Source organism: uncultured Arcticibacterium sp. (assembly GCF_964021845.1).
Classification (GTDB): Bacteria; Bacteroidota; Bacteroidia; order Cytophagales; family Spirosomataceae; genus Arcticibacterium.
The window spans coordinates 757,814-774,222 of the sequence record NZ_CAXHZC010000001.1 but is presented as its reverse complement, the minus strand read 5'-3'; the positions used below and the strand labels follow the sequence as shown (position 1 = coordinate 774,222).

The window sequence follows — 16,409 nt, the reverse complement described above, 5'->3', positions numbered from 1 at the left end:
ACTCAATCGAAAACAAGGGCTTCAAAAATTGAAATTAAAAAACACTAAAAAATGAAAAAAGTCTGGATAGACACCGACCTATCTGTCGGAATGAAAAGACATACGAGAGAAGGCTACTGTGACGTAGACGACGGCTACGCCGTTCTCCAACTCATGAAATCTAATAAGGTAGAGATTTTAGGCATTTCAGCCGTTTTCGGAAACACGCTTATAGAAAACGCACTAGAACTCAGCCAATTCATGAGCAAGGAATTTGCCGATGATAAAATCCCTGTGTTCGAAGGGGCAGGCAAAGCACTAGACTTCACCAACTTGGCCACAAACGAGGCGGTAGAAGCCATGGCAGCCGCTCTTAAAAAAGACAAAATGACCATTATGGCGATTGGACCAGCTACTAATGTGGGTATTTTGTTACTAAAACACCATGAGCTGAAAGACCAAATAGAAGAAGTGGTTTTGGTGGCAGGAAGAAGAAAACCAACCGACTATTTTGCGATAGGTAATAAAGGAAACCATGCCAGAGATTTAAATTTCGATTTGGATAATGATGCCTTTAGAATCTTGTTGGAGTCAGGTGTTAAAACAGTTTTATGTCCGTTTGAAATTTCTAATAAAGTATGGGTAAAGCAAGGCGACTTAGAAAAACTAGCCGAAGGAGACGCTGCCAACAAATGGCTAACAAAAGCCTCAGAAGCATGGCTAGCACAGTGGATAGACCAAGGAGCTGCGGGTTTTAACCCTTTTGATGTTTTGGCGAGTCACTATATCATAAGCCCAGAAGACATTATCTCCGAAGAATTAAACGCAAGGCTAGAACTCCACCCAGACGACACCGTAAAAGACACCGAAAGAAAAGCCTTCAAACAGTACCTACTCTGCGATGAAAACCCTAAAGGCTTCCCCGTAACCTACTGTTATGATGTGGTGGAAGATTACCATGAGAAGTTGATTGAGAGTTTAGTTTAGGGTGGTTTTTGTTATTTATTTATGCAGGGCTTCTTTTGGGGCTCTGTTTTTCGGTGGAAGAAATAATTTTCTTATTCCCAAGTCTACGAGGCTAGAAAAAAACTTATTATCTTCCCAAAATGAAAAAATATCTCTTCACTACTTTAATCCTATTTTCTTTATATAATGAATTGCAAGCACAAGATACAGAACTCCATGTAAAAAATGTAGATGTACATTTTCAACCCTTATCATTAATAGCATGGTCTCCTAGAACAACCCTAGGCGTAGAGGTAAGAAGTAACAAAAGACTCGCTTACGCCCTGGATATAGGATATGGAGCTCATGACTTAAATTTTGATAGGTTCTATTGGGATGAAGGCTATCGCTTTTTAGAAATTAGACCTCAAATCAAATATTACTTTAAAAGCAATTCTAACCGATATGGCTATTATTGTGCTTTAGAACTTTTTTACATTCATATCTCTGACCAGATTCAAAACGAATATTATCACAAAGCCTCCAATAGTCAAGTACTTAGTTTTGACAGTGCAGACTTTGACAAGACGAAACATGGGCTTCACATTATAGGAGGAGTTAGTTTGATAGCCTATAAAAAAATAAGTTTTGATTTATTCGTTGGTTTTGGTGCGGCAATAAGGAAAATTACCTATCAAAACGTCATTAACCCAGAAGAAATAGAATATCCAAGATACGAATGGTACATACCTACTAATCTATTTGAACAGCAAAGACTTGATTTCCACATGACATTAGGAACTAAAATTGGGTTTAACTTTAATAAATATTAGGTTCTATAAATTTTCTCTCCTCGGCTCGCAGCTTAAGCTGGCGTTCTCAAGCCTCTGGCTTGAATTAGTTATTCCTATTTAACATGTAAAACCTGCTCTCCTATTCTCCCAAGCTTAGGAGAAGCGTTCACAAGCCTCTTGCTTGTATAAGTTATTCCTTCTTTAACATCAAAAACTTGCTATTCTGCAGCTCTGCAAGGAACAATCAATTCTTAATCCGGAATGCACAGTTTATTAAAAAGAGAATCAGAGTCCGACCAGACTAAACGCTGACTAAGGAAATAGAGCCTTCTTGTACAAAACACTTTGTATAGAAACTACAGTAATTTAATCTGATTTATCTGTGCTTACTTTTTCCACAAATAGAAATCAGGTAGATTAGGGAAAATATTTAGGAAATATCAGACATAGTGTCCTGATATCTCGCTGTTAGGCTTTATTTGAGAAAAAATATGACTATACCGAAATTCTTATTTCATTATTACGAACTTGATAACGGACCATTTCGAAATATAACTGAGTATGGATTTGAAAAGGCGGAAATTATTCAAAATCAGATATCAGAAGGATTTAACAGTAAAAGACCCCACAATTATCTCGATTTAAGGTTTTCTCTGGAAAATAGGATTAAAGAACAATTTATCTTGAAAGGCGGAAAACCTAATAGAAATGACCCTTTCTATTTTACTCTGGGACAATGTGATTGGGCTAAATCTTGGTATATAAATCCTGGAGTTATAAAAATTCCTTTAGCTGACTTTAAACCCGAACATCTAAGTTTCACTTACCCTGATAGTATGGTGTCGTTTCAGTTTTACGATGAACCAAAACTTCGAACATATCGAAAGAATTGTAACGGACAAGTTTTTTTATTGAGTGAAATAAACAATCTGATTGATAACTTTGGACTGCCGACCGAGGAAAAATCACAAACTCAGGAAAGTTCAAAGTATGATAAATATATAGAAGCCCAAGTTTGGGATAGTGAAATAATAAATGAATATAAAAACAAAGCCTAATCGAGTAGACGGCCGTAGGCCATAAAGCCTACGGTACGCCTCTCACACCACAATTCCATTGCGGCCTTCGTACGGGTCTCGTATACGGCGACCTAGGCGGCCCCGTTGTCAACTTGACCTTCGTTCTTGATAGTATTCCATCATTGCTATGTAACCCCTTTGTTTTAATCGTGCTACGGTGAGTGTAGAGTTCAGGATAGGGCTTTGAGCTCTCGGGCACGCCTAGTGCATCCTCCCATTCTTGTCCTGCCGCACGGGCGGCCTCGTACATCGGTACACCTGAATGTAGCCCACTCCAAGCCCGATGAGGTTCTTTCCCTTTCGTTCTGGCTTTTTCTGTATGTATGCTCTCCAGCATTCCTGCCTGTCGGCAGATAAGAATCCAAACATGTAGGAGACCTACACTTCATTTTCTAATTAATTCCTCTCTGAATTATTACTATCCCGCCTTATCAGCTATTTTTGGGGGATGTTTGCCATTCGAGGCACACACAAGGTTTATAGTGCATAACCTGTGGGATATGCACCATACACTAGAAGTTGGTGAAAGAAAGTACGAGATTAACGGAATTCGGCCTGATAGAGCAATACAGAACACACAATTATTGTGAATAAATGCATTCCAGAAAAGTCGATTGTGCGAAAAAGGAATATATTTGGTTGAATCGGAAGTTTTATTAAATCTGTCAAAATAAGGAATAAATGAATAATTTAAGTGTACAAATTCAGGGGGTTTCATCGAAAGTATTTGAGGATATTTGTTCAGTTTTACCACCGCAGCTTCAATCTCAAGTTGAAGAGGGGAAAAACCAAAGAAATGCAATAGATTCTGTAGCCATTGTAAGCTTTCTGGTTGGTAGTGTGGGCGGTGGAATAGCATATGATTTATTCAGATTTTCAGTAACACGAGTATATAAATTCCTATCTCAGAATCTGGAAACTCAAAGGGCAATTTTGGAAGTGGTAGATAATAAGTCTGATACAATGATTGAAGCTTCTCGAGAAAAAATTTCTATTATTAAGGAGGATGGTCAAGAAATAAATTACACCTCAATTGAAGAGGCAGTTAAGGATCTTTTTGGAAAATAAAAACTCAAGAATTTACAAATGGATAATAGCCTAAAACGATTAAATCGAGAGCTTAAGCGTAATCTCTACGCGTATTTCAAAATGGACGTAAACTTTGTCGAGTCTTATTTTCAGAGATTAAATCTTGAACCAAATAAGCTCAATGAGGAATTGACAGAATCCGATAAGAAGATTATGAACAAATTAGAAATGCCTCATAGTGTAGATGATAATTTTAGGATTCATTTGAAAAGGTTAAACTTAATTCGACCTTGTTATCAACACCCAAAAGCGTTTCTTGATGTATGCGATAGATTAATATATTTATTTATCATGCTTTTTAATATTGAAGACTCGATTTCCTCCCAAATAGGTGCTATAACATTAGAAAAAATATTCATCCATAAAAAATACATCGCAACCAAGAATGATCTCCGGACGCATGCTTCGGTTCGCCTAATTTCGAATCATGAATATATTTTTGATTTCAATATATTTTTTGTCAATCTGATGAAATCACTTTCGTATTTCATTTCATGGCTTTTTTTGGGTGTTAAAAATAAGAATACTGAATCATTTAATTACTTTGATAATATGGATGAAATAGTAGAAAAAATTGGCAATCCAAAAACGAGGCAGTGGCTAGTAGATATATATGTTCATGCAATTGCCCGCGAAAAATGGGCACTTGTGGAAACTTGCGAAAAGGACATCATCAATTCCTCCATATTTAAAACAATTTATGAGTCAATGCAAAATTTCCTGTTTTTACATGAAATTGGGCACATAGTTTTAGGTCATCTTGAACAAAAGCCTAACAAAGAACAAGAATTTAGATTTGAAGAGGATGAGCGAACACATCTACTGCAATTGTTAACTGAGCACAATGTACCAAGTCCCGAAATATACTTAGATGAGTTTGAGTCAAATTATGCTAGTAGGATTATGGATGAGATCCAAGCGGATAATTTTGCCTTTAAATACACAACTTTACTGTTGGAGTTGCAATCAAATGATTACCAAGCAGGCTTAATAGGAATTTATTTGATGTTCAATATATTAGATTGGTTTGAAGACTTTGGTGTCCGAAAGAATGGTGCTTTTGGAAAAAAGATATCTTGGGTAGATGATATCGTAAATTCCACAGGTAAAACGCATCCATTTGCTTTTACCAGGCTTAGTTCAATTATGGGCAAAATATTAGAGAATAGTCAAGAAAAAAACCAAAACAAGTTGTTTGAGCTCTTCACCGCTGGTATTTTTTCATTGAATAATGCGGTCAAAATTGCAAGGTTAGAAGCTACCGTTTTATTGGAAAAGTTGGAAAAATCTAATGGAGACTTTTCTATATTATTTATACATGATAAGTTTAGGAAAGTGACAGACCACAACTCTATAGATTCCATTCGAGAACTTGAAGACTTAATGAGCAACTTATAAGTTCCAGAGGTTTTCAATTTAATAGTAGAGAAATACTATAATCTTTTGAACTGAAAAGGTGAAATTCCGGCCAAAATTGAAATAGCTTAGAATAGCACCAATGCAAATAGATAAGCCAAATCTCACCCCTTACCTCTCTCGGAACTTGGGAACTTGGTTTATTAAAGATCTTCCAATCCATCTGTTCCTACTCACCATTTCTCTCAATGCTAATTCAATATAAAAGGCCGGTCGCTTATTTTGGACCAGATATGCTCCATTTAGCATTTATTATATTCCAGATACCCCTTTTTCCCTAATTTTACGCCTGAACCAATATTTTTTCATGCTTTACCCAAAAAACTTAGAACAAAAACTCGGTTTTGACACCATAAAAGAATTGACTTCCGAACGCTGCGTGAGCGATTTGGGTAGAAGTTTTATTGATAAAATACGGTTTTCGGATAATTATTCGATGGTAAAAAAACTTATTGGTCAAACCGCCGAGTTTAAATTAATACTCCCCCTTGCAGAGTCTCGCTTGCGGACTCTGCGGAATTCACGAAAATATTTAAAAGCTTCTCAAAACACTTTATTAGCCAGCTGACAGCACTCAAGTGATAAGACGTACGTTGAGTGTTTACTATAAAAATCTAAATAATGAAGCTAAAGCTTTTTGGTTTTATACTCTTAATAGGGATAATAGCTTTTGAAATTACGTTTTCAATACCCGTTAAATACGATGTAGAATCTTTTAATCTTAGAAAGGGTACACAGTATTGGAACTTGGAAGAGGAGCTAAAAATAGGATACACCAAAATTGAAGCCAATAATTCGAAAAAGAAAGAGCCAATAATTTACTTACATGGTGGCCCTGGTGGTAAAGTCAGCAATGAAATCATTGAAGTATTGACTCCCTTGAGCAATGAAGGTCATGATTTATATTTTTATGACCAAATAGGAAGTGGTCATTCTACAAGATTAAAAAACATTAAACAATATTCTGTCGAAAGACACAGAGAAGATTTAAGAAATATTGTTGATTTAATTGGTGCTGATAAAGTCATTTTGCTAGGGCACTCGTGGGGAGCTTGTTTAGCCGTCAACTATTTGCAAGAATATCCTGAGACAGTAAAAAAAGTTGTTCTTACAGGTCCAGGACCCATTTTACCGATAAATAGAAGGATGATCAATGAAATTCCACCCGATAGTTTAAATTTGGTAGAACCTGAATTTTCCAACAAAGTAGGAAATGAAAAGATTTACAATTGGCGAAGTAAAATCATTCTAAAATGGGCTTATTTATTTAGTTCAAAGTTGGTAACCGACAAAGAAGTTGATGATTTTTTTACCAGCCTTAATCAAGAATTAAATAAATCAACTGATTGCAGTTCGCAGAATCAAAAGAAGTATGAAGGAGGAGGCGGCTATTATAGTCATATTATGACGGTAAAAAGTCTTAATCAAGTTGAAGAAAAAAGGTATAAATTAAGAGGCTTAAATACACCATTATTAATAGTAAGAGGGCAATGTGATAATCAAAAATGGGGTTACACAAAAGAGTATTTAGATTTATTCCATAACTCTGATTTGAGGATAATTGAAGGAGTCGGTCATACCATCATAAATAAGAAAGGAGAACAATATTACGCTCTAATTCAGAGATTTTTAGCGGAAAACTAAAGCTTAAGTCTATATGTCCACTCTTCTAACACTTCCCTACTAGCCGAGTCTCGCTTGCAGACTCGGCAGCATTCTAAGAAACATCGATAGCCAACATGAGCTTAATAACATAAAAAGAGAATCAGAGTCCGCTCTGGCGAGACTCTGATTAAGGAAAAACTCATCAGGCGATTAACTCAACAGTCCTTGTGTGACCACGTTGTGGTCAAACTTCACATCTCTCTATTTTTCAAACATACTTTGACCTCTCTGAGGTCCGTGTTCAATGCGATTCTGTGCGATTATTGACCACAGCGTGGTCGTATTATGTTAACGGAAACCGCGTCAGCCCCCTCCTTTGTTTATAGACAGTTGCCCATTAGTAAAAACTAAATTCCGTTAGTCAAGGCACATACAATCTGATTAAAAAAGACAAGATAGTGTTAAATGTGAGTTTTGTGACCTGTATAAAGTTCGTGCATTTGCCACCGTTCCTTGCTTCGAAATGCCTACCTTTCATATACTTAGCATTGTTAGTAATTTTGAAAAACCTTATGAGCATTGAAGATATAATTAGAAACATTGAATTGCACTTTACCACACTGACAGAAGAGTGTAAGAATGACCTAAAAAATAATTCGAAAATTATAAGCCTTGACAAGGAAACAACAATTGTAAAAGAAGGACAATTTTCTGATAAAACTTATTTTATTGCGAAGGGGGCGGCTAGAGCCTACTATTTAAAAGATGGTAATGAAATCACTGACTGGTTCGCTTTTGATAATAGTTTTATAAGTTCAATTAATAGTTTCTTTCTAAACACCCCAAGTATCCATTATATTGAAGTATTAGAGCCAAGTATTTTTTTAGAGATTTCAAGAGAAAACGTAATGCTTCTTTCAGACAGGTACCGCGAATTTGATAGATTGGGAAAAACAATTATAACACAAACAATGCTTCAACTACAACAACGCATTGTTTCTATTCAATTTGAAACAGCTCAAAAAAAATATGAAAACCTTTTAAATGTTAGACCAGATATCACAAATCGAGTAGCATTGACACATATTGCTTCATATTTAGGAATTACTTTAGAGACATTAAGCAGAATTCGTAAGCCAAAAAAAACGAATTTGATATAGATCAAATGCATTGAAGGAAAAAGACTTGAACTTCACATTTAATAAATATTTTATAAATGAAACGAGTTCATTACCTATCAGGCCTGACAATCACCTTTTTTATTGGACTTCACTTATTCAATCACATTTCTAGCATTTTCGGTGCTGAAACACACATTGAAATAATGAATTATTTACGACATTTCTATCGTAATATTTTTATAGAGACCATTTTATTGAGTGCTGTTTTAGTCCAGATTTTTTCAGGACTTAAGCTTTTCAAGTCAAAGAGAAAAACTGCAAATTCATACTTTGAGAAACTTCATATCTGGACAGGGCTTTACTTAGCAATTTTCTTCATTATACATTTGGGAGCCGTTTTAGGAGGGCGATTTATTTTAAAGCTTGACACCAATTTTTACTTTGGAGTAGCAGGATTAAACACTTTTCCTTTCAGCTTGTTTTTTATACCCTATTATGCACTTGCAATTATTTCCTTTTTTGGCCATGTTGCGGGTATCCATAACAAAAAAATGAAACATACTATTTTTAGTTTAACGCCATACGGACAATCCAAAGCCATTTTAATTTTCGGCGTTTGCCTGACCCTAGTAATATTATACGGACTTACTAATCATTTTGCTGGAGTAAAAATACCGACTGAATACAATACTCTAATTGGAAAGTAAATGAAAATAATCAACATTCATAAAAGAGTCATACAACAGCCTAAACCTGAATTTGCAAAGTTATTTAATACGTTGGCTACAGAGAACGATATGATAGTAGCTACTGATAAATGGTCACCTATAAAGTTAGATAAAGGTTTACAGGTTGGTTCAAAAGGTGGACACGGACCAATAAAATATTTTGTAACTGAATTTAAACCTGAAAAATCTATAACCTTTCAGTTTGACATGCCGGGATTTAATGGTTTTCACAGGTTTGAACTAACCGAGCTAGCAACTAATAAAACGGAAATTTCACATATTATTGATATGATTACGACAGGTTCAGCGACTTTAAAGTGGACTTTGGCTATTCGTTGGTTACACGATACATATATAGAAGATGCTTTTGACAAAGTTGAAAATCACTTAACAAAAGACAAAAAAAGTAGTAATTGGAACTTATGGGTTAGAATTTTAAGAAGGTTAATAAAACCGAAGCGAAAATAAAAAACGAGATAGTATTAAATTGGAGCTTAGCGACTCGTAAAAGAGTTCGTGTTTATCCGAAAGTTTTCTAGCTCAGCTAAGTTTGAAGCTTAGTTGGAGCATTCTCAAGCCTCTGGCTTGAATAATGTTTAGCCCCTTCCCCTCTACTCTACTCTAAAGAGACTCTAAAAAAAATCCATAGCCATGTGAGCATAACATAAAAAATGAACAGAGCTCCTATCTGGCGATACTCTGTTTATGAAATTTCCCAAATCAGCTAGAGGCAGACAAACACTACAAAAAAACTGAATTTATCCTACTTTGGAGTAAGCATACCATGACAAAGATTCGGTAACATTTTTTAATCCATCTTTTACTTACGCCGTTTCAATGTAACCAACATCACGCATTCTTAAGTTTAAAACCCTCACATTTGCATCCATGAACTGGATAAAGAAAAATTACGGAAATGTACTTTGGGGACTTTTTATAGTCCTCCTTTTTATTCCACAAACGGGTACACCTATAAAAGTATTCATAAACAGAATTTTAGCCTTTAGTCCGAGTGTAGAGATGCTAGAAGACAGAAAAACACTGGAAGACTACAAGTGGAAATTGATGGACATGGAAGGTCGTGTTGTCAACTTTACCGAATTTAAAGGCAAGAAAATTTTGGTCAATTTTTGGGCAACTTGGTGCCCACCATGCATAGCAGAAATGCCCAGTATGCAAGCTTTATATAATGACTATAAGGACAAAGCCGTTTTTGTTTTTGTAAGCAACGAGGATAAAGCTGCCATTGATAAGTTTATAGCTAAACGCAAATTTGACTTACCCATTTATCAGGCTTTAAACCCTCCGCCTGCTTTGTTGGAAGGTAATAGTTTACCCACTACTTATCTTATTGATGAATCGGGTGCAGTTTTGATAGAAAAAACGGGTTCAGCAGACTGGAATAGTGACAATGTGCGGGATTTGTTGGATTGATTGTTTTTGGTTTTAACCTTCCAGTGATGACCATTTTAATAAGATTTACAACCCATTATTAAACAAAATCCACTTATTTAAACAGCATTTTGATACTTTTGAAAAGCTGTAGCTAAACGCAATCTTAAAACCATGAAAACAATACCAAGAAAACACCTTTTCCTTCTCCTATTAATTTCAGTATTGGCTGTTTCGTCGGTGTATTCGCAAGAACGCATTGTTTACAAACAGATTGACTCCACTAGCTTGTTTATGGATGTGTATCGTCCTGCTAATTTTGATGCTTCTAAAAAGTACCCAGCCATGGTTTTCTTTTTTGGCGGCGGTTGGAATGGCGGTTCTGTGAAGCAGTTTGAACCGCATGCTAAGTATTTTGCTAAAAGAGGAATGATTTGTTTTTTGGTAGATTATCGTGTAGCCAGCAGACAACATACCACACCTTTCGAATCTTTGAAAGACGCAAAATCTGCTATTCGATTTATTAAAGAGCAAAGGGGCAACTTACAGGTGGACACTTCTATGATAGTGGCAGCAGGAGGTTCCGCCGGTGGGCATTTAGCGGCGGCTACGGCTTTGATAAATGATTATAATGAGGACACCGATAATTTAAAAACAAGTGCAGTTCCTAATGCCTTAGTTCTATTTAATCCGGTCATTGATAATGGTCCAGGGGGTTATGGTTTTGAAAGAATTAGGAACCAATATAAGAATTTCTCTCCCCTTCATAACATCCAAAAAGGCACACCTCCTACCATCATTTTCCTTGGTAGTAAAGACCATTTAATTCCTGTGGAAACTATGCAGTATTATAAAACTGTCATGACTAAAGTAAATAGCAGGTGTGACTTACATTTATATGACGAGCAAGGTCATGGCTTCTTCAATTATGCAAAGTTTGAATTCTATAAGAAAACTATTCATGAAACAGATGCCTTCTTAAAATCACTGGGCTTTTTAAGGCAGAAGCCATTGGTGGAAATTGAGTAGCTAGAAACCGCTTTCTGTTTGGTCTCAATTTGCTAACTCCTTTGCTAGTCCTTATGTAAAGAATTTTCATAGAAAACAATATTCCAGCTTTACCTTTTCAATATAAAGAACTTATTATCAACAACTAACACCTCTTCACTTAGTAAGAAAACATCACAATCTATTTAAAAAAAATTTCATTTTAATCTAACACGCAATCATCTTATCACAAAAAGAACAAGCTAGTTTCAATGCTTAAAACGATACAAATAAGGAGCTTTATTAGCCGCACCTGTATACTTTTTTTCTAAACGCTCTAGTACATTTAGGTCTAGCATCTTTTTTTGAAAGTTGTTTCTTGCAAAAGGTTTATCGTAAACTGCTTCGTACAGTTCTTTAAGTTCACGCATAGTAAAGGTTTCTGGCAGTAGGTTAAAACCAATAAGCTTTCTATCAAAATTTAAACGTAGTGTTTCTAAAGCATGCTCCACCATAAGACCATGGTCCATGATTAAATTTGGAAGTTTCTTATAGTCTACCCACTCCACCTTTTCATCAAAAACGCCTTTACTGAGTTTTACTTTGTCAATTTCCACTAAGGCATAATAACCAATAGACACAAAACGCTGACTCAGCCAATTGTAATCTTCCTTTGTGAAAAAATCACTTTTAGGTTTATCTAAGAGACTTTCAAAAAGCACATTGTTACTTCTTCCCTCCTGCCCAAATACTCGGTATTGCTCCAAAAATATATCTTTAAGTCCAGTTCGTTCTTCTAAAACTCTGGCTGCCGCCAAGTCCGTCCCTTCCTCCTTATAAATAAAGCCACCAGGCAAAGACCAGAAATCCCCATCAAAATGGACCTTTGCTACCAAAACTTTCAATTCTTTATTCTTATAACCAAAAACTACCGAATCTATAGAGAGTTGGTTTATATACTCTTCTGCTTTAAACAATTTCATTCCTTCCATATTATCCCCAAAAATACCGCTATCTACTTTATGAACCGTTTAATTAGAATTTCATTATTCAAATATAAACTTACACAAATTTAATGTCTAAAAAATAGACAATAAACTTTTTCTTAATACCTTTAAGCTTGAAATAAAATTAACCATTACTACTATGAGATTTTCAAAGCTCAAATTCTTCCTAATTCTACCCTTGACTATACTTTTAATGGTACAGTCGGCCGTAGCTCAGAAAAAACTAAACCTCTTAGTTTTTAGCAAAACAGCAGCATTTAGGCACGCATCTATTGAAGCTGGCCAAACCGCTTTAAAAAAGATGGCAGAAGAAAAAGGCTTCACTGTAAGCTTTACAGAAGACGCCACTCTTTTTACCGAGTCAAACTTAAAGAATTACAATGCCGTAGTTTTTTTAAACACCACAGGCGACATCCTTAACGACAAACAGCAAGCTACTTTTGAACGCTATATTCAAGCCGGCGGTGGTTATATAGGTATTCATGCTGCCACCGATACAGAATATGAATGGCCTTGGTACAACAGATTGGCTGGAGCCTGGTTTCAAGACCATCCAATGACACCAAGTAATGTTCAAAAAGGACGTTACTATGTGACAGAGAAAAATTCCTTGACCGCAGGAATGCCTGAATCTTTTGAAAGAAGTGACGAATTTTATGCTTTCAAAAATATCTCTGATAAGATTAACGTAGTACTAAAAATTGACGAAAGTTCTTATATAGGAGGAACAAATGGTGATAATCACCCTATGAGTTGGTATCAGGAATTTGACGGCGGTCGCTCTTTTTACACGTCCATGGGGCATACAGATGAAACTTATTCTGAGCCTCTTTTCTTAAATCATTTATACGCAGGTATCAAATACGCCACTGGCCGAAATTCTCCTAAAGGCATTGACTTTTCAAAATCAAGGCCCGAAGAAAACAGATTTACGAAAGTGATTTTGAAAGACAAATTAGATGAGCCAATGGAGCTTACACTTTTAGACAAAGACCGTGTTCTTTTTATTCAGCGTAAAGGAGAAGTTAGGCTTTATAACAATGAAACCAAGGAACTAAAAACTATAGCCAAAATTCCTGTGAGCAAAATGTACGTAAGTGCTGAAGGGAAAGAAGCAGTAGCTGAAGACGGGCTTTTGGGATTAAACAAAGACCCAAACTTTGCTAAAAACCAATGGATTTACATGTACTACTCCTCTACCAAAGGGTCGTTCAATGTACTTTCTAGATTTACCATGAAAGGCGACGAGCTTTTGATGGACTCTGAAAAAGAGATGCTAAAAATCCCTACGCAAAGAGAAGAGTGCTGTCATACAGGAGGCTCCATAGCATGGGATAAAGCTGGAAACTTATTCTTATCAACAGGTGATAACACAAACCCGCATGGCTCAAATGGTTATAGCCCAAGTGATGAAAGACCAGGAAGAAGTGCATGGGATGCTCAAAAATCTTCTGCAAATACAAATGACCTTAGAGGTAAAATCATAAGAATTACCCCGCAGCCAGACGGTTCTTATACTATTCCAGAAGGAAACTTATTTGCCAAAGGAACAGCCAAAACAAGACCTGAAATCTATACCATGGGACACCGTAACCCATTCCGTATTTCGGTAGATAAGCATACTGGGTTTGTTTATTGGGGCGAAGTTGGTCCTGATGCCAACGACCCCCAAGAAGGCAGAGGCCCTGCAGGACACGACGAAGTAGGCCAAGCACGTAAGGCAGGTAATTTTGGCTGGCCACATTTTGTAGGAAATAATAAAGCTTATAACAAGTACGATTTTGCCAACGAAAAGTCCTTAGAAAAATGGGATGTAGCTGCTCCGACGAATACCTCTCCAAATAATACAGGCTTAGAGGTACTTCCTCCAGCAAAAGACGCTTTTGTATGGTATCCTTATGGAGAGTCCCCAGAGTTTCCTTTAGTAGGTACTGGCGGAAGAAACGCCATGGCTGGTCCAGTTTTCTATTCGGAAGATTTTAAAGGAGCTGAAAGAGCTTTCCCTAAATATTACGATGGTAAGTTCTTTGAATATGAGTGGATGCGTGGCTGGATAATGGCCGTGACTATGGATAAAGAAGGAAACTTAAAATCAATGGAGCGTTTTATGCCAAGTTACAAATTCAGTAACCCAATGGATATGGTATTTGCCGACAACGGTGATTTATATATGTTGGAGTACGGGTCTGGTTGGTTTACTGGCAATGACGATGCTCGCTTGATTAGAATAGAATACAATGGTGGTAATCGTCAACCACAAATTCAGATGGCTGCCAACCAACTAGGCGGAGCAGCTCCTTTTAATCTTGTGCTTTCTTCTGATGGTACTGTTGATGCAGATGCCGACCCATTAACGTATAACTGGACAATTACTGGTGATAATTTTGCGACAGCTGTAAACAGTCAAAATGCAAAATTAACCCTAAAGGAAGTTGGTATTTATCAAGTAAAATTGACCGTAAAAGACGGAAAAGGCGGGGCAAACAGCCAAAGCATGGAAGTGACTGTAGGTAATGAACCTCCAGTAGTGAGCTTAGAAATGCCGAATAGCAACAAAAGCTTTTTTGTGGCAAATAGAACGTTTGACTACGATATTAAAGTGACCGACAAAGAAGACGGTTCATTGGCAAACGGAATAGAACCAGACCAAGTAGCTGTGAGCATTGATTATTTGGCCGAAGGCTTTGATAAAGTTGACATAGCCCGTGGACACCGTTCTGCGGATGCATCTGCTGCTTTTGCCAAAGGCAGAAAACTGATAGAAGGAAGTGATTGTATGGCGTGCCATAGCAAAAACAAAAAATCTATAGGCCCAAATTATACCGAGGTTGCTAATAAATACAAAGGCGATAATACTGCTTTAGAAACATTGACCAAGAAAGTAATTTCTGGCGGAAGTGGTGTTTGGGGAGAAACAGCCATGGCGGGGCACCCTTCATTGTCTACAGAAGATGCTTCTGAGATGGTTAAGTATATTTTAAATATTGCAAATGAAAAGGCTGCGGCCAAAACGCTTCCTGTAAAAGGAATATTTGCGGCCAAAGTACCTACTGCAGACAAAGGACAAGGCGTGTATATAGTACGTGCTTCTTACGAAGACCAAGGTGCCATGGGCATGCCTTCTCTTCGTTCTGAGCAGTCTTTTGTATTAAGAAATTCTAAATTAGGACCTCACGACTTTGATGCGTATGAAGACGTTAACAAAATGGCTTTTGGTGGAAATAAACTAGCTATTCCTTCAAAAAATGGTTCATATATGGTCTTAAAGCAGGTTGACCTTTCAGGAATTAAAGCAATAGAATTTGCAGCTACTGCACCAAAACCGCAGCTAAATGCCGCTGGTGGACGTGTTCAAATAAGATTAGGCAGTGACAAAGGTAAGCTAATAGGGCAAACTGAGTTTTTAGAACCAAGTGAAGCCATGAGTTTTGAACCAAAATTCATTACAGCTAACCTTAATTTACCTGAGGAAACCAAAGGCAAACTACAAGACCTTTATGCCGTTTTTGTGAATCCTGAACCGGGTTCGCAATCAATGATGGTGGTGATGGGTATTGAACTTAGAATGTTAGCTGAGGGCGAAATAATAGAAGCTCCAAAATCAAATCATACTGATTTCTTTGTAGGAAAATGGAGCACCATGTTTGTAGGTACTCCTCAGGGAGATGTCAAATTGCTTTTAGACATTGCCAGAAAAGATGGAAACTTGATAGGGAGTATTACACCTGATATGCCAGATGCAGAAACTGTGGCATTAGATAAAATAGAAGAAACAGAAGAGGCCATCACCATCTATTTTAATATGATGAACTATGATCTTAACGTGACTTTAAGCAAAGAAGGTGACAATAACCTGACAGGTAAACTGATGAACATGATAGATGTGACATCGGAACGTGTGATTGAAAAAGTTGATTTCTTTGCAGGAAACTGGAAGACTACCTTCATAGGTACTCCTCAGGGAGACGCTGAATTAGTGCTAAACTTAGAAAGAAAAGATGGCGAATTGACAGGAACTATCACATCTGCAGAAGCCAGTTCGGAAGCTGTAGTTCTTGACAAAGTGGAAGAAACTGAAGATAGCGTAACCATCTATTTCAATATGATGAATTATGACCTTAATGTAGAGCTAAAAAAAGAAGATGAGCAAAACCTTAAAGGTAGCCTAATGGGCATGTTTGATGTTACGGCTGAGAAGATGAAGTAACCTAAACTAATCATTTGTTTAAAAAGGCGAATCTCTAAATGAGGTTCGTCTTTTTTTCGT

The 16,409-nt window shown here is 36.7% G+C and carries 14 protein-coding genes; 13 read left to right on the top strand and 1 reads right to left on the bottom strand.

Going from position 1 to position 16,409, the window contains the following annotated elements; genetic code table 11:
* Positions 1-51: 51 nt before the first annotated feature.
* The 12 genes from AADJ06_RS03240 (at position 52) to AADJ06_RS03185 (ending at position 11,177) form a co-directional block, all read left to right on the top strand.
* Positions 52-966 (top strand): nucleoside hydrolase, encoded by a 915-nt coding sequence (locus AADJ06_RS03240; protein WP_341224964.1) that lies wholly within the window; start codon positions 52-54, stop codon positions 964-966.
* 119 nt (positions 967-1,085) lie between these two features.
* On the top strand, positions 1,086-1,757 hold the full coding sequence (locus tag AADJ06_RS03235; protein WP_341224963.1) for a hypothetical protein: 672 nt from the start codon (positions 1,086-1,088) through the stop codon (positions 1,755-1,757).
* A 452-nt stretch (positions 1,758-2,209) separates the two neighbouring features.
* Positions 2,210-2,776, top strand: a complete 567-nt coding sequence (locus AADJ06_RS03230; protein ID WP_341224962.1) for a hypothetical protein — start codon at positions 2,210-2,212, stop codon at positions 2,774-2,776.
* A gap of 702 nt (positions 2,777-3,478) precedes the next feature.
* Complete coding sequence (locus tag AADJ06_RS03225) at positions 3,479-3,865, top strand: hypothetical protein (protein WP_341224961.1); 387 nt, start codon at positions 3,479-3,481, stop codon at positions 3,863-3,865.
* Between the two features lie 18 nt (positions 3,866-3,883).
* On the top strand, positions 3,884-5,284 hold the full coding sequence (locus tag AADJ06_RS03220) for a hypothetical protein (protein WP_341224960.1): 1,401 nt from the start codon (positions 3,884-3,886) through the stop codon (positions 5,282-5,284).
* A gap of 325 nt (positions 5,285-5,609) precedes the next feature.
* Positions 5,610-5,870 (top strand): hypothetical protein, encoded by a 261-nt coding sequence (locus AADJ06_RS03215; protein WP_341224959.1) that lies wholly within the window; start codon positions 5,610-5,612, stop codon positions 5,868-5,870.
* Between the two features lie 53 nt (positions 5,871-5,923).
* Positions 5,924-6,946, top strand: coding sequence for an alpha/beta hydrolase (locus AADJ06_RS03210; protein ID WP_341224958.1), 1,023 nt, complete (start codon positions 5,924-5,926; stop codon positions 6,944-6,946).
* Positions 6,947-7,479: 533 nt separating this feature from the next.
* Complete coding sequence (locus AADJ06_RS03205) at positions 7,480-8,067, top strand: Crp/Fnr family transcriptional regulator (RefSeq protein ID WP_341224957.1); 588 nt, start codon at positions 7,480-7,482, stop codon at positions 8,065-8,067.
* A 164-nt stretch (positions 8,068-8,231) separates the two neighbouring features.
* Positions 8,232-8,735: a hypothetical protein gene (locus AADJ06_RS03200; protein WP_341224956.1), complete on the top strand. Its 504-nt coding sequence runs from the start codon at positions 8,232-8,234 to the stop codon at positions 8,733-8,735.
* Positions 8,736-9,224, top strand: a complete 489-nt coding sequence (locus AADJ06_RS03195) for a hypothetical protein (protein ID WP_341224955.1) — start codon at positions 8,736-8,738, stop codon at positions 9,222-9,224.
* 420 nt (positions 9,225-9,644) lie between these two features.
* The gene (locus AADJ06_RS03190; protein ID WP_341224954.1) at positions 9,645-10,190 is read left to right on the top strand and encodes a TlpA disulfide reductase family protein; all 546 of its coding nucleotides are present in this window, start codon (positions 9,645-9,647) and stop codon (positions 10,188-10,190) included.
* A 132-nt stretch (positions 10,191-10,322) separates the two neighbouring features.
* Positions 10,323-11,177 carry an alpha/beta hydrolase gene (locus tag AADJ06_RS03185; protein ID WP_341224953.1) on the top strand — a complete coding sequence of 285 codons (855 nt, stop codon included), beginning with the start codon at positions 10,323-10,325 and terminating at the stop codon, positions 11,175-11,177.
* 227 nt (positions 11,178-11,404) lie between these two features.
* On the opposite strand, the gene AADJ06_RS03180 is transcribed toward AADJ06_RS03185, so the two are convergent.
* Positions 11,405-12,118 carry an NUDIX domain-containing protein gene (locus tag AADJ06_RS03180; protein WP_341224952.1) on the bottom strand — a complete coding sequence of 238 codons (714 nt, stop codon included), beginning with the start codon at positions 12,116-12,118 and terminating at the stop codon, positions 11,405-11,407.
* A gap of 163 nt (positions 12,119-12,281) precedes the next feature.
* On the opposite strand from AADJ06_RS03180, the gene AADJ06_RS03175 reads away from it, so the two are divergent.
* Positions 12,282-16,349: a ThuA domain-containing protein gene (locus AADJ06_RS03175; protein ID WP_341224951.1), complete on the top strand. Its 4,068-nt coding sequence runs from the start codon at positions 12,282-12,284 to the stop codon at positions 16,347-16,349.
* Positions 16,350-16,409: the final 60 nt, after the last annotated feature.